This window comes from Edwardsiella piscicida (assembly GCF_021733145.1).
GTDB classification, from domain to species: Bacteria; Pseudomonadota; Gammaproteobacteria; order Enterobacterales; family Enterobacteriaceae; genus Edwardsiella; species Edwardsiella piscicida.
Window position 1 is genome coordinate 1,317,206 of the sequence record NZ_CP090968.1, and the last position, 14,274, is coordinate 1,331,479.

9 protein-coding genes and 6 tRNA genes are annotated in these 14,274 nt (G+C 56.6%); 5 read left to right on the top strand and 10 right to left on the bottom strand.

The genetic code is table 11. The annotated features are described in order from the left end of the window. The first annotated feature begins 14 nt into the window (after nt 1-14). Together gndA and L1P05_RS05925 are read left to right on the top strand one after the other, a co-directional pair. On the top strand, nt 15-1,430 hold the full coding sequence (gene gndA / locus L1P05_RS05920; protein WP_012848073.1) for an NADP-dependent phosphogluconate dehydrogenase: 1,416 nt from the start codon (nt 15-17) through the stop codon (nt 1,428-1,430). Between the two features lie 241 nt (nt 1,431-1,671). After that, on the top strand, nt 1,672-2,004 hold the full coding sequence (locus L1P05_RS05925) for a DUF496 family protein (protein WP_015461239.1): 333 nt from the start codon (nt 1,672-1,674) through the stop codon (nt 2,002-2,004). Between the two features lie 127 nt (nt 2,005-2,131). Here L1P05_RS05925 and L1P05_RS05930 read toward each other — a convergent pair. From L1P05_RS05930 to L1P05_RS05945, 4 genes are all read right to left on the bottom strand, one after another. Next, nucleotides 2,132-2,207: transfer RNA gene (locus tag L1P05_RS05930), tRNA-Asn, on the bottom strand. Between the two features lie 190 nt (nt 2,208-2,397). Continuing rightward, nucleotides 2,398-2,473: transfer RNA gene (locus L1P05_RS05935), tRNA-Asn, on the bottom strand. A 190-nt stretch (nt 2,474-2,663) separates the two neighbouring features. Next, nucleotides 2,664-2,739 (bottom strand) — tRNA-Asn (locus L1P05_RS05940). A 190-nt stretch (nt 2,740-2,929) separates the two neighbouring features. Beyond that, nucleotides 2,930-3,005 (bottom strand) — tRNA-Asn (locus tag L1P05_RS05945). A gap of 908 nt (nt 3,006-3,913) precedes the next feature. Here L1P05_RS05945 and L1P05_RS05950 point away from each other — a divergent pair. After that, nucleotides 3,914-5,110, top strand: a complete 1,197-nt coding sequence (locus tag L1P05_RS05950) for a DUF2235 domain-containing protein (protein WP_012848075.1) — start codon at nt 3,914-3,916, stop codon at nt 5,108-5,110. 523 nt (nt 5,111-5,633) lie between these two features. Here L1P05_RS05950 and istB read toward each other — a convergent pair. From istB to L1P05_RS05980, 6 genes are all read right to left on the bottom strand, one after another. Beyond that, nucleotides 5,634-6,416 (bottom strand): IS21-like element ISSen3 family helper ATPase IstB, encoded by a 783-nt coding sequence (gene istB / locus L1P05_RS05955; protein ID WP_012846920.1) that lies wholly within the window; start codon nt 6,414-6,416, stop codon nt 5,634-5,636. Then, complete coding sequence (gene istA, locus L1P05_RS05960; protein WP_012846921.1) at nt 6,413-7,435, bottom strand: IS21 family transposase; 1,023 nt, start codon at nt 7,433-7,435, stop codon at nt 6,413-6,415. Before istA ends, istB begins: the two co-directional genes overlap by 4 nt. A gap of 296 nt (nt 7,436-7,731) precedes the next feature. Continuing rightward, nucleotides 7,732-7,807, bottom strand: a tRNA-Asn gene (locus L1P05_RS05965). Between the two features lie 167 nt (nt 7,808-7,974). Further along, nucleotides 7,975-8,050, bottom strand: a tRNA-Asn gene (locus L1P05_RS05970). Nucleotides 8,051-8,151: 101 nt separating this feature from the next. Further along, the gene (mtfA, locus tag L1P05_RS05975) at nt 8,152-8,928 is read right to left on the bottom strand and encodes a DgsA anti-repressor MtfA (protein WP_012848076.1); all 777 of its coding nucleotides are present in this window, start codon (nt 8,926-8,928) and stop codon (nt 8,152-8,154) included. 230 nt (nt 8,929-9,158) lie between these two features. Continuing rightward, nucleotides 9,159-10,784 (bottom strand): phosphoethanolamine transferase, encoded by a 1,626-nt coding sequence (locus L1P05_RS05980; RefSeq protein ID WP_012848077.1) that lies wholly within the window; start codon nt 10,782-10,784, stop codon nt 9,159-9,161. 245 nt (nt 10,785-11,029) lie between these two features. On the opposite strand from L1P05_RS05980, the gene flhB reads away from it, so the two are divergent. Both flhB and flhA read left to right on the top strand, forming a co-directional pair. Then, nucleotides 11,030-12,196, top strand: a complete 1,167-nt coding sequence (gene flhB / locus L1P05_RS05985; RefSeq protein ID WP_015461243.1) for a flagellar biosynthesis protein FlhB — start codon at nt 11,030-11,032, stop codon at nt 12,194-12,196. Further along, nucleotides 12,189-14,270, top strand: coding sequence for a flagellar biosynthesis protein FlhA (gene flhA, locus L1P05_RS05990; RefSeq protein ID WP_012848079.1), 2,082 nt, complete (start codon nt 12,189-12,191; stop codon nt 14,268-14,270). The genes flhB and flhA overlap by 8 nt, the downstream gene beginning before the upstream one ends. Nucleotides 14,271-14,274 lie beyond the last annotated feature (4 nt).

The following is a 14,274-nucleotide window of genomic DNA, read 5'->3' on the forward strand; positions in this document are numbered from 1 at the left end:
CACAGGAGTTTGTCATGTCCAAACAACAGATCGGTGTAGTGGGAATGGCGGTGATGGGGCGTAACCTGGCGCTGAACATCGAAAGCCGCGGTTATACGGTGTCGATTTTTAACCGTTCACCCGAGAAAACCGATGAGGTGATGGCTCAGAATCCGGGGCGGAAGCTGGTGCCATACCATTCCGTGCAGGCGTTTGTGGCCTCGCTGGAGACGCCGCGCCGTATTCTGCTGATGGTGAAGGCGGGTGAGGGGACAGACAAGACCATCGCCTCTCTGACGCCCTATCTGGAGCCGGGGGATATTCTGATCGACGGTGGGAATACCTTCTTCCAGGATACCATTCGCCGCAACCGTGAGCTATCGGCGCAGGGCTTTAACTTTATCGGTACCGGGGTCTCCGGCGGTGAAGAGGGGGCGCTGAAGGGGCCCTCTATTATGCCCGGCGGACAGAAGGCGGCCTATGAGCTGGTCGCGCCGATCTTGACGAAGATCGCTGCCGTTGCCGAAGACGGTGAGGTCTGCGTGACCTATATCGGGCCGGACGGTGCCGGGCACTATGTGAAGATGGTGCACAACGGCATTGAATACGGCGACATGCAGCTGATCGCTGAGGCCTACTCCCTGCTGAAGCACGCCGTCGGGATGCGCAACGACGAGCTGGCCGCCACCTTTGCCGAATGGAATCAGGGTGAGCTGAGCAGCTATCTGATCGAGATCACCGCCGATATCTTCGCCAAGAAAGATGACGAAGGGAATGACCTGGTCGACGTGATCCTGGACGAGGCGGCGAATAAAGGCACCGGCAAGTGGACCAGCCAGAGCGCGCTGGATCTGGGGATCCCGCTGACGCTGATCACTGAATCCGTCTTTGCCCGCTACCTCTCCTCGCTAAAGGCGCAGCGCGTGGCGGCCTCTCGCGTGCTGAGTGGCCCGCAGGCGCAGGCGCTGCCGGCGGCTGAGCGTGCGGTCTTTGCCGAGAAGGTGCGTCGCGCCCTCTATCTGGGTAAGATTGTCTCCTATGCCCAGGGCTTCCAGCAGTTGAAGGCCGCCTCTGACGAATATGACTGGGCGCTGAACTTTGGCGAGATCGCGCGTATCTTCCGCGCCGGGTGCATTATCCGCGCCCAGTTCCTGCAGAAAATCACCGATGCCTATGCCGAAAATCCGGCGCTGGCCAACCTGTTGCTGGCACCGTACTTCAAGGCGATTGCGGATGAGTACCAACAGGCGCTGCGCGACGTCGTCTCCTACGCCGTACAGCAGGGGATCCCGGTACCGACCCTCTCCGCGGCGATCACCTATTACGATAGCTACCGCGCCGCGGTGCTGCCGGCCAACCTGATTCAGGCCCAGCGCGACTACTTTGGCGCCCACACCTACCAGCGCACCGATCGGGATGGGGTGTTCCATACCGAATGGCTGGCGGAGTAAGTCAGCGGTCATTCGTGACGCAATGATGCCAGTCCGGGCCTGTGCCCGGATTTTTTTATTTTGTGGAGAGATTGCGAAGTAACGCCGCATCTTGTTGCATAAAAACTCGGCAGTCATTCCATTTTCTTGTGATAATGGGCTGTTTTTGTGCGCCCGTCGATGGTACAAACAGCAGTAGAGCGATTAACGCCAGTCCATGGGCTGCCGGGTTTGGTTTTTTAACTTAAGCAAAGGTGTTGATATGGAAAATGCAAACAAGCCGACGTTCCAGAACGTACTGGAATTCGTGCGTACCTTCCGCCGCAAGAACAAGCTGCAGCGCGAAATCGCGGATGTTGAGAAGAAAATCCGCGATAACCAGAAGCGCGTTCTGCTGCTGGACAACCTGAGCGACTACATCAAGCCGGGCATGAGCGTTGAAGCGATTCAGGCAATCATTGCCGATATGCGCGGTAACTACGAGGATCGCGTGGATGAGTACATCATCAAGAACGCCGATCTGTCCAAAGAGCGCCGCGAGCTCTCCAAGCGGCTGAAGGCGCTGGGCGAAGGCGAGCATAAAGAAGAGAAGTAATCTGCCGTACGTAAGACAACGGCAACGGGCGGGATCCTGGGATCCCGCTTTTTTATGCCTTGCGGCCGGGGAATCCCACGGTAGCAAAAAGCCCGCGTAAGTTTCCTTACGCGGGCTTTTCTGAATTTGGCTCCTCTGACTGGACTCGAACCAGTGACATACGGATTAACAGTCCGCCGTTCTACCGACTGAACTACAGAGGAATTGTGACAACGGGGCGCATCATAGCGAAGGGGGCCGCCGCTGTAAAGGGGGAAACCGCCTTATCGATCTGTTCGGATGGAATTAAGGCAATATGTTGATTTTTTTGTCAATTTGTCGTGACAGGACGACTGCGGGAGGCTACACGACAAAAAGCCCGCGTAAGTTTCCTTACGCGGGCTTTTCTAAATTTGGCTCCTCTGACTGGACTCGAACCAGTGACATACGGATTAACAGTCCGCCGTTCTACCGACTGAACTACAGAGGAATTGTGACAACGAGGCGCATCATAGCGAAGGGGACCGCCGCTGTAAAGGGGGGATATCGCTACCCGCGTGCGTTTGACTACAATAAGAGCAATGCGCTGATTTATTTAGCGATTTATAGCAAAACTGCGTTAGAGGACGGTAGATGACGAAAAGCCCGCGTAAGTTTCCTTAAGCGGGCTTTTCTGAATTTGGCTCCTCTGACTGGACTCGAACCAGTGACATACGGATTAACAGTCCGCCGTTCTACCGACTGAACTACAGAGGAATCGTTACAACGAGACGCATCATAGCGAAGGGGGCGATGCCTGTAAAGTGGCAAATGCGGTTTAGCGATCGTTCGGATGGATTGACAGCAATATGCTGATTTTTTTGGCGAACTGTAGAGCGTGTGTGTTTAAAAAGGGCTAAATAGCAAAAATCCTGCTTAAGTTTCCTTAAGCAGGATTTTCTGAATTTGGCTCCTCTGACTGGACTCGAACCAGTGACATACGGATTAACAGTCCGCCGTTCTACCGACTGAACTACAGAGGAATTGCGACAACGGGGCGCATCATAGCGAAGGGATGCGCGGCTGTAAAGGCTGAAGATGTCGTCTACGGCTCGTTTGCCGATAATCACAGCAGTGCGTCGGCGTTGGAACAGCAGGCACGCTTGTCTGCCCGGGGCTACGCGGCCGTTAATGCAAAAGATCAGTTACCTTGACGTTGCTGAGTTTAACGTCTCTCTCCTCGCGTATATGGTAAAGCAACTTATTGATTAAAAATCGTAAATTACACTTCAGTCTATCAATATCTCTAGCGTGAGAATTAACCTCTCTAGTTTTTCCCACCAGAAGACAACGCTAGGGGCCGTGGTTGGTATATCAACGCGGCTTCCTTTCCCTATATTGATTTGGCCGTACTTTCTTTCGAATCAGGTCGTGTACAGCGATGGCTGCGAAGTTATTGCGTTAGGGATGCTGCATGGCATCAGAGAGGTGGTTATCGATGGAGAGTAAGCGGTTTTTTGTTCAGATTCGATACTACGTCTTTCCATTGATTATCAGGAAACGATAGCGCTACGATGACTATCATTTTAGAAAGCTATTTTAGATAACGATTCTGCTTGCTTCTGAGATGGTTTCGTTATCCGGTGATACCTAAATAAGGTGATTCGCTGATGAATAACTTTACCATTGAACCCCATCCGCTGTGAGCTCGGACAGATAAATAACTATAGGCATAACTAGTTATCGTTAATTAAGTATATTTTGATTTGATTATAAATTCATTAAGCAATGTTGTTGGGGTATTTTAAGTGAAATTAAACGTGTTTTGATTTTATTGAGTTGGTTTTACACAAAAGCACTAATAACAATCTTGAGCTAAACTCTGTACGTGGCGTAATGTACTCATCTGCATTCTATGCTATTTTTGTAAATCACGTTACGGGAGATAAGCATGGATAAGCGTATTGTTATTTGCTGCGATGGGACCGGTAATGAGCTAAACCGGACAATGTCAAACGTACTTAAATTTTATCGAATTCTAGAAAAAAACACGCAGCAACAGGTTCTCTATACGCCGGGAGTCGGTACGCTGGGGCTGGATAATCCTTGGCAACGGTTTAAACAGCAGTGTCGTCTATTATTAGGGCTGGGGACAGGGTATGGCCTGGATAACGATGTACTCAAGGCATATGATTTTTTGTGCCAGAACTGGCATGAGGGCGATAAAATATATCTGCTTGGGTTCAGCCGTGGTGCTTATACGGTACGTGTTCTGGCCGCGTTGATTGAAACTATTGGCATCATCGCGCCGGAGCAGAGTAATCTGGCCGAATACGGCCTGACGGCGTACAAAAAGGCCAGTGGCGACGGGGTTGCCACCGCTCCAGATGATGGGCTGGAGGATGCGTGGCTCTTTGGCCGTATTGCGGGCGGGCGGCCGGCGAGAATCGAATTTATCGGCGTGTGGGATACCGTATCTTCAGTGATAGTGCCTCACCGTGATTGTCTGCTACCGAAGATACAAACGCTTCGCTTCACTCGAACAAACAAGGCGGTGAAGTGTTTTCGGCAGGCTATTTCTATTGATGAGCGACGGCGTATGTTTCGTCTCAACCGATGGATAGACCCGCAACCCTACCGTCCTATTCCTTATCGGAAAGAGAGCGAAATAGCCCAGGATATTCAGCAGGTCTGGTTTGCAGGCGTTCACGCTGATGTTGGCGGAGGATATCCTGAAAGTGAAAGTGGACTCTCCAAATATCCTCTCATCTGGATGTTGGAAGAGGCGCAAAAGGCTGGCCTAACCTACGATGAAGAGACGCGTCGCACGATCAGCATGGGAGGAAAAATGCGTCTCGGCGGTGAAATATTTGTCCCCCCGGATGCGACCGGAATACTTCACCGTTCCTTGAAGGGGCTGTGGTGGATCCTTGAGTTCATCCCCAAAAATAAACGCTGGCGCGAGTGGCGTACTTCACGGCCCGCGTTTCTGGGGCGTTATTTGCCGCTGGGCGAACCACGTGCTATTCCCGCGGGTTCGTTGATACACGCTTCGGTGCGGGAGCGCATGGCGAAGGATCCGCTCTACCGCCCGATAAACCTTCACGACGCTTACCCGTTTACCGATGACATTGGCTCAGAACCGTAATGTGAGGAGAATACCTACGCGGTGAATTGACGGACGACATGCTCCGTCTTTTAAGCAAGCTGGGGAAGGTGGGGGTGGCCCTGATGGTAAGAGATGCCCAGGGGAAACGGCCCGCGTATCGCCCTGACTCAAAATTCTTCTCTATGTAGAAACAGGCTTACAGCATGATAAACGACTCTCTGAGCGGCAGCCGTATCGATGAAAGCGTCACGCTTCTGCACCGAGATAGGTTGTCTTTACTCTGTCGTCACCGCGTGGAGGACTGCTGTGCTGAAAGTCTGTCGTAAGCGAGGCGCCCCCCTTGTATCGCTTTCTATGCGTGGCGCTAGAGATAGGGCGGAATTTTCTCCTTAGCGCTGAAACAGTTGTATCAGCGAGAAAAGAAGGCGTTTCACCCTGACGAGCCGGGCAGCCGATCTTGGCCTTAACGAGCATTTCTTCAAATAAGCGCGCTCTGTGTCAACGACGGGTAAAAAGTGATCCACTTACATCTCCACCGACGGTCTAATATTGATCCACCGTTTTACTCAGGATTAGCTTCAGCGATAACCCCGGCCTTTCGTTTCTGTTTCAGTCGATAACTCTCTCCTTTTATTTGAACAACGTGTGAGTGGTGTAAGATCCGGTCCAGCATCGCGGATGTTAGCGCCGCATCACCGGCGAACGTCTGATCCCACTGCCCGAACGGCAGGTTGGAGGTCAGGATCATCGCGCTCTTTTCATAACGTTTGGCGATGACCTGGAAGAACAGCTTGGCTTCTTCCTGGCTGAACGGCAGGTAGCCTATTTCATCGATGATGAGCAGCTTTGGTGCCATCACGCCACGGTGAAGCGTTGTTTTATAGCGCCCCTGGCGTTGTGCCGTGGACAGCTGAAGCAAGAGATCCGCCGCCGTAGTGAAGCGAACCTTGATACCCGCCCGTACCGCTTCGTAGCCCATTGCTATTGCCAGATGCGTTTTCCCCACGCCGGATGGCCCCAGCAACACGATGTTTTCGTTGCGCTCTATGAAGCTCAGTGAACGCAGCGACTGGATCTGCTTCTGCGGCGCACCGGTGGCGAAGGTAAAGTCGTATTCTTCGAACGTTTTCACTGCCGGGAAGGCCGCCATCCGGGTATACATTGCCTGTTTACGCTGATGTCGGGCCAGTTTCTCTTCGTGAAGCAGATGCTCCAGGAAGTCCATGTAACTCCATTCCTGCTCCACTGCCTGCTGTGACAGGGCTGGCGCTGCGCTGATCAGACTGTCCAGTTGCAGCTGTTCGGCAAGCACCATCAGCCGTTGATGTTGCAGTTCCACCATCATGCGGCTCCTCTGCAGAACGTGTCATAGATGGATAGCGGGTGGTGCAGTGGCTGCCTGTCGAAGGTCACCAGGCTTTCGTCTACCTGCACGTCATACTGTTTTTTCTCCGTCGGTAGAGCCAGCATGGACTGCTGCTCTTCGATCCAGCGATCGCAGGGACGGGTCTGTATTGTTTCGTGCCTGCGCTGGTTAGCGACATCGTGCAACCAGCGCAGGCCGTAGCGGTTGGCTGTTTCAACATCGACGGTGATCCCCAACGGACGCAGGCGAGTCATTAGCGGGATGTAGAAGCTGTTGCGGGTGTACTGCACCATCCGCTCCACCTTGCCTTTAGTCTGTGCTCTGAAGGGGCGGCACAGCCGTGGAGAGAAGCCCATCTCTTTGCCGAACTGCCACAGTGAAGGGTTGAACCGGTGTTGCCCGGCCCGATAAGCATCGCGCTGTAGCACTACCGTTTTCATGTTGTCGTAGAGCACTTCACGCGGTACGCCACCGAAGAAGCTGAACGCATTACGGTGGCATTCTTCCAGGGTGTCGTAGCGCATATTGTCAGTGAACTCGATATACAGCATTCTGCTGAACCCCAGAACGGCAACGAACACATGAAGTGGTGATTTGCCATTACGCATGGTGCCCCAGTCAACCTGCATCTGTCGTCCTGGCTCTGTTTCGAAGCGCACGACAGGCTCCTGTTCCTGAGGAATGGCAAGTGAACGTATGAACTCTCTCAGGATGGTCATGCCACCACGATAACCCTGCTCCGTGATCTCGCGGGCGATGACCGTTGCAGGGATTTTATAAGGATGAGCATCGGCGATGCGTTGCCGAATATAGTCCCGGTATTCATCCAGGAGTGAAGCGGTTGCGGGACGCGGCGTATATTTTGGCGGCTCAGACTGCGCACGCAGATAACGCTTTACGGTGTTACGGGAGATACCCAGTTCCCTGGCGATCGCCCGACTGCTCATACCCTGCTTATGCAGGATTTTAATTTCCATAACTGTCTCAAAAGTGACCATAAGCTCTCCCGAATCAGGAGAGCAGATTAACCCCTGGATCTAATTTCAGGCGTCGGATATGGATCACTTTCGCACCGTTGGTAACACTCTGTACCAAGAGTCCTACGTAGCTTTACTTTCGGTACCACTATCTCGCCAAAATGCTTATTTCCCTCTGCGGAAAGCTGCGTTGGAAATAGCAGGTGCATTTGCTGCCAGAGTCGCGTGCGAGCGGAGGCCGAGAGTGGCTTGAAACAATCGAGTCATTGATATGCAAAAAGCCCGCATAAGTTTCCTTACGCGGGCTTTTCTAAATTTGGCTCCTCTGACTGGACTCGAACCAGTGACATACGGATTAACAGTCCGCCGTTCTACCGACTGAACTACAGAGGAATTGTGACAACGGGGCGCATCATAGCGAAGGGGGCCGCCGCTGTAAAGGGAATATCCCGGGGCGAGCGATCGTTTGGCGAATATAGCAGCGCCGCGCGGCGTAAGGGGCGCTTCTGGCGGGAAGCTCAAAAACGAAAAGCCCGCGCAAGGCGGGCTTTTCAGGAATCTGGCTCCTCTGACTGGACTCGAACCAGTGACATACGGATTAACAGTCCGCCGTTCTACCGACTGAACTACAGAGGAATCGTGACAACGGGGCGCATCATAGCGATCCCGTCGGAGCCTGTCAACAGCTAACCCCGGGCACGTGTTTCAAGCGGCGATTTTATCGCCGAACGCGGGGGTCAGGGGAGCAGAAGGCCGCTTTGGCGCAGGCGCTGCAGCGGATCCTGGCGGTAAAAGCCGACAAAGTGGCGGTAGACCGCAGGGAAGCGTTCGGCCAGCAGCTCCGGCGCGCTGAAGAAGTATTCGGAGAGGACGGCAAAGCACTCCGCCGGCTCGCTGGCGGCGTAGGCGTCCAGGCTGGCCCCCGCCTCGCCGAGTAGGTCGGCCTCTTCCTGAATCGCCTCCATGGCGGCGTGCAGCGCCTGCTCCCAGGCGGCGATCTCGCGCAGCGGGATCGGGGGGATCCCGTTAGCGATCCCGGCGCTGCGCATATCCAGCTTGTGCGCGGTTTCATGGATCACCAGGTTATAGCCGGAGCGATCGAAGGAGTCGCGGACGTCCAGCCAGTTGAGCACGATCGGCCCTTGGGCGCTGCACTGACCGGCCTGTACCGAGGGGCCACAGTGCACCAGGCCGATATCGTCCTCCCACTCTTCGTGCAGAACGTAGGGTTCGGGATACAGCAGGATTTCATGGAAGCCATCGAGCCATTCAATGCCCAGCGCCAGCACCGGCAGGGCAAACAGCAGGGCGATGCGCGCCTCCATCAGCGGGGTGACTCGGAGCTCCTGCAGCGGGACCAGGCGCTTCTGGCGGATCACCTGTCGCGCCAGGGCGATGAGCTGCCGCTGCTCGTCGTCGCTCAGCGCCGCCAGCAGCGGGATCGCGCAGGCCTCCGACCAGGGATAACTGTCCTGCTGGGCAGGGAGCTGTGTGCGCCAAGGCCACTTAATCATGACGGGTTCCGTTCCTCTCTTTACGGGCTGTAGGGGCCGTTCCAGTGTACCGGGATAGCCGCCGGTTGCCGGGGCGCGAATGGCCCGGTGCTCAGAGGCTGGCGGTGAGTGATACGCGTTGGGATATTATGCGTGACCTGTTGATATTAAAAAGGTTGTTCTGAGAGGATTGTGATATGTATCGCGCTGTTCAGCATAATGCCGCCCCGATGGACGGGGCGGCGTGGCGATCAGTTACGGCAGCGTTGCAGAATATCCAACTGTGGATTTGCCGCGCTGGTAGTGACATGCATCATAGAAAGCAGGGTAGGGAAGAGATTGTCATGGGAGAAGCTGCCGTCACGGGCGGCCTCCTGCAGACACTGCAGATTGATGCGATTGGCCTTGGCATAGCCGTCCGACAGCCACAGCGACATCGGGACATGGGTCTGCTCTGCCGGGGCGAACTGATAAGGGGTGCCGTGCAGATACAGCCCTTTCTCGCCCAGTGACTCACCGTGGTCGGAGACATAGTACAGCGCCACGTTGTACTGCTTCTCGTAGGTTTTCAGCCGCGCAATAAACTGATTCACTACGTAGTCGGTATACACCAGGGTATTGTCATAGGTGTTGACCAGCTGCTGCTGGGTGCAGTTTTCAATATCGCTGCGCTCGCAGTCGGGCATAAAGACGCGGAAGCGCGCGGGATAGCGCAGATAGTAGGTCGGGCCGTGGCTGCCGATCAGATGGAACACCAGCAGCTTGCTTTTGCCGTCGTCCGGGATCTTTTGCTGCAGGTTATTCAACATGACCTCGTCATAGCAGGTCTTGCCGTTGCACAGCGGATTATCGGCCTTGGTCGGCACCAGCTCGTTCGGCGTGCGATCGCATGCGCCTTTGCAGCCCTCGTCGTTATCACGCCAGAAGGTGGTGACGCCGGCCCGGTGCAGCACATCGATCACGCTGTCGCTGTTGCGCGCGATGTTGCCATCATAGTGCTCACGCGTCAGGTTGGAGAACATGCAGGGGACCGAAATCGCGGTCGCCGTGCCGCAAGAGGTGACATTGCGGAAGTAGATGAGCCCAGGCTGTTTGGCGCTGTAGGGGTTGGTTTCGCGCGCGTAGCCGCCCAGAGACTGGTTTTGGGCTCGGGCGGTTTCGCCCAGGATCACGAACACCAGCGTCGGCTTCTCGCCCGCCGGCTCAACCAGCTTCGCGTCTTCGCCCACCTTACGGAACGGCATTGGCGTCGTGAGGTAGCGGCGGTTGATATATTGTCCGGTGCTGTACAGGTAGCTGGCGGGCTGGATCTCCAGGTTCAGGCTGCGGTTGTTGCGCCCGACGGAGGCGTAATCCTGGTAGTACAGGCAGGCAACCAGCGCGATGACCAGCAGTGAGATCAGCATGGCCAACAGCCGGATCCCCAGTCGCAGCAGGACGTTATGGCCATAGATGATGCGAGTGCGCAGCAGCAGCTGGGCGGGCAGCACCCCGGCGAGCAGCACCCAGGCGATAACATAGATATTTAGGTAAGAGCCCGCCTCGGCGCTGTTGGTTTCAAAGATGTTTTCGATCATCGAGCGGTCGAAAATCACCTGATACTTGTACTGGGCGTAGCTGGCCAGCGCGGTGATCACCAGCAGCAGAATAAAAAAGGGCTTCAGGATCGGCCGGAAGCTGAACGGCATAAACACGCAGGTTAACGCCGCGAACAGCACCACCGGGATCGACAGGGCGAAGCCGAGGCGATACTCCCCCAGAGCGTGCAGGATGCGGTAAAAATGGAGCAGGATGGGAATATTGAGTATCAGCGTAAAATAACCGGCCAATAGCAGTATGACCGTCAGAAAGCTGGCGGAAAGACCTTTATGCGACAAAGAGGACTCCTGGCGTCTGGCAATGGCCCCGTGGGGCAAATTCAAAAATGGCCTAAGGCTAAGCAGAGAAACTTAAAATAGCCTTAAGCGTGGCGGCTTTTGCGCGGCCCGCCGCCTGGGGGCGCGGACTGCCGGGGCGATCGGCTAATAAAACCCGCTTCACGGCGTCTATTCTCGCCATCGCTTCATTTTTACTCTGGCATGCTATGCACTGCGTAATTTTAGGTATTGCAGTCGGGGACGCCGTGTCAGAAGAGAGCGATCTGGAAAAAACCGAAGACCCCACACCCCACCGAATAGAAAAGGCCCGGGAGAAGGGGCAGATCCCGCGTTCGCGTGAGCTGACCTCGATACTGATGCTGGCGACGGGGCTGGCTATCCTGCTGCTGGGCGGCGAGTATCTGGCGCGAGCGCTGGCGGTGATGATAGCCCAGGGGCTGCACTTCGACCACCTGCTGTTGAGTAACGATCGTCAGATGCTGATCCAGCTGGGCATGCTGCTACAGCAGGCGGTAGCGGCGCTGATGCCGGTGCTGCTCGGTCTGATGCTGGTCGGTTGGTGCGCGCCGATGCTGATCGGCGGATTTTTGTTCAGTCCCAGCTCCATCAAATGCGATTTGAATCGTTTAAACCCGCTCAGCGGGTTTAAACGCATGTTCTCCAGCCAGGTGTTGGCCGAGCTGTTGAAAGGGATCCTGAAGGCCACGCTGGTCGGCTGGGTGTGCGGATGGTTTCTGCTGCACTACTGGCCGCGGATGCTGCGCCTGATCACCGAGCCCACGCTGGATGCGATGGGCGATGCCCTGCATCTGGTGGGAATGTGCGGTCTGCTGGTGGTGCTGGGCCTGCTGCCGATGGTGGGGTTTGACGTGTTTTATCAGGTGTGGAGCAACCTGAGCAAGCTGCGTATGACTAAGCAGGAGATTAAGGATGAGTTCAAAGAACAAGAGGGGGACCCGCACGTTAAGGGGCGGATCCGCCAGCAGCAGCGCGCCGCGGCGCGCCGCCGCATGATGAGCGATGTCCCCAAGGCCGATGTGATCGTGACTAACCCGACCCACTACGCCGTGGCGCTGCAGTACCAGGAAAACAAGATGAGTGCGCCTAAGGTACTGGCCAAGGGCGCGGGGGAGATAGCCCAGCGTATTAAGGCGCTGGGGGCGGAGCATCGCATTCCCCAGCTAGAGGCGCCGCCGCTGGCGCGTGCGCTTTACCGTCACAGCGAAATTGGCCAGGCCATTCCCGCCACCCTGTACGCCGCCGTGGCCGAGGTGCTGGCCTGGGTATACCAACTCAAGCGTTGGCGGCTCGAAGGGGGGCAGGCCCCGAAAAAACCCGCAAACTTACCGGTGCCGCCCGCACTGGATTTTGGCGTTACTGACTCCGAAGAAGGAACACCGATAGATGGCTAATCTGGCCGCGCTACTGCGCCTACCCGGCAATATGAAAGACTCTCAATGGCAGGTTTTGGCCGGGCCTATCCTTATTTTGATGATCCTCTCCATGATGGTGCTGCCGCTGCCGCCCTTCGTGCTGGATTTACTGTTCACCTTTAACATCGCCCTGTCGATCATGGTGCTGTTGGTGGCCATGTTCACCCAGAAAACGCTGGAGTTTGCGGCTTTCCCGACCATCCTGCTGTTTTCGACGCTGCTGCGTCTGTCGCTCAACGTCGCTTCGACCCGCGTGATCCTGATGAACGGCTATACCGGCGGCGCGGCGGCGGGGCAGGTGATCGAAGCGTTCGGCCACTTTCTGGTGGGCGGCAACTTCGCCATCGGTATCGTCGTGTTTATTATCCTGGTGCTGATCAACTTTATGGTTATCACCAAGGGGGCCGGGCGTATCGCCGAGGTTGGCGCGCGCTTTGTGCTGGACGGGATGCCGGGTAAGCAGATGGCCATCGACGCCGATCTCAACGCCGGGCTTATCGGTGAAGAAGAGGCCAAGAAGCGCCGCTCTGAGGTCACCCAAGAGGCCGACTTCTATGGTTCGATGGACGGTGCCAGTAAGTTTGTGCGCGGCGATGCCATCGCCGGTCTGATGATCATGGCGCTGAACGTCATCGGCGGTCTGCTGATCGGCGTTATCCAGCACGGTATGCCGGTTAGCCAGGCGGCGGAAACCTATACCCTGCTGACCATCGGTGACGGTCTGGTCGCCCAGATCCCGGCGCTGGTGATCTCTACCGCGGCGGGCGTGATCGTGACCCGCGTCAGCACCGATCAGGACGTGGGCGAACAGATGGTGACCCAGCTGTTCAATAACCCGCGGGTGCTGATCTTAAGCGGCGCGGTGCTCGGACTGTTAGGGCTGGTGCCCGGCATGCCGAACCTGGTATTCCTGCTGTTTACCGCCGCGCTGCTGGGGACCGCCTGGTGGATGAGCAAGCGGGCGGCGAAGGCCGAGGTTCAGCAGGAGCAGATGCCGCTGCAGGAGAGCCAGCCGGTGATGGAGGCCAGTTGGGAGGACGTGCAGCTGGAGGACCCGCTCGGTCTGGAGGTGGGCTACCGCCTGATCCCGCTGGTGGATTTCCAGCAAAATGGCGAGCTGCTCGGACGTATCCGCAGTATTCGTAAGAAATTTGCCCAGACCATGGGCTTTCTGCCGCCGGTGGTTCATATCCGCGATAACCTGGAGCTGCAGCCCTCCGGCTACCGTATCCTGCTGAAGGGGATCGAGGCCGGGCGCGGTGAGGCGCACCCGGGGCGCTGGCTGGCGATCAACCCCGGCAGCGCCGCCGGAACCCTGGAAGGGCAGGTCACCACCGATCCGGCCTTCGGTCTGCCGGCGATCTGGATCGACAGCGCGCTGCGTGAGCAGGCACAGATCCAGGGCTACACCGTCGTCGAGGCCAGTACCGTGGTGGCGACCCACCTGAACCATATCATCAGCCAGCACGCCAGCGACCTGTTTGGTCGTCAGGAGGCGCAGCAACTGATGGATCGGGTCTCTCAGGAGATGCCGAAGCTGACGGAAGACTTTATCCCCGGCGTCGTGTCGCTGACGATCCTGCACAAGGTGCTGCAGAATCTGCTGGCCGAGAAGGTCTCGATCCGCGATATGCGTACCATTATTGAAACCCTGGCCGAACACGCGCCGATACAGAAAGATCCCTATGAGCTGACCGCGCTGGTGCGCGTGGCGCTGGGGCGTGCCATCAGCCAGCAGTGGTTCCCGGGCGAGGGTGAGATTCAGGTGATTGGGCTGGATACGCCGCTGGAGCGTCTGCTGCTGCAGGCTCTGCAGGGCGGCGGCGGACTGGAGCCGGGGCTGGCGGATCGCCTGCTGGATCAGGCCCGTCAGGCGCTGCAGCGCCAAGAGCTGCTCGGTGCACCGCCGGTGCTGCTGGTGAATCATGCCCTGCGGCCGCTGCTGGCGCGCTTCCTGCACCGCTCGCTGCCGCAGCTGGTAGTGTTGTCCAACCTGGAGATCAGCGACAACCGCCAGATCCGCATGACCTCGACGATCGGCGGCGTGGAGTAAGGAG

Excerpts from the sequence above, each read along its gene's own strand:
- istA (WP_012846921.1), bottom strand. The coding sequence starts at position 7,435 with ATGGTCACTTTTGAGACAGTTATGGAAATTAAAATCCTGCATAAGCAG.
- L1P05_RS05925 (WP_015461239.1), top strand. The coding sequence starts at position 1,672 with ATGGAAAATGCAAACAAGCCGACGTTCCAGAACGTACTGGAATTCGTG.
- L1P05_RS05950 (WP_012848075.1), top strand. The coding sequence starts at position 3,914 with ATGGATAAGCGTATTGTTATTTGCTGCGATGGGACCGGTAATGAGCTA.
- flhA (WP_012848079.1), top strand. The coding sequence starts at position 12,189 with ATGGCTAATCTGGCCGCGCTACTGCGCCTACCCGGCAATATGAAAGAC.
- istB (WP_012846920.1), bottom strand. The coding sequence starts at position 6,416 with ATGATGGTGGAACTGCAACATCAACGGCTGATGGTGCTTGCCGAACAG.
- gndA (WP_012848073.1), top strand. The coding sequence starts at position 15 with ATGTCCAAACAACAGATCGGTGTAGTGGGAATGGCGGTGATGGGGCGT.
- mtfA (WP_012848076.1), bottom strand. The coding sequence starts at position 8,928 with ATGATTAAGTGGCCTTGGCGCACACAGCTCCCTGCCCAGCAGGACAGT.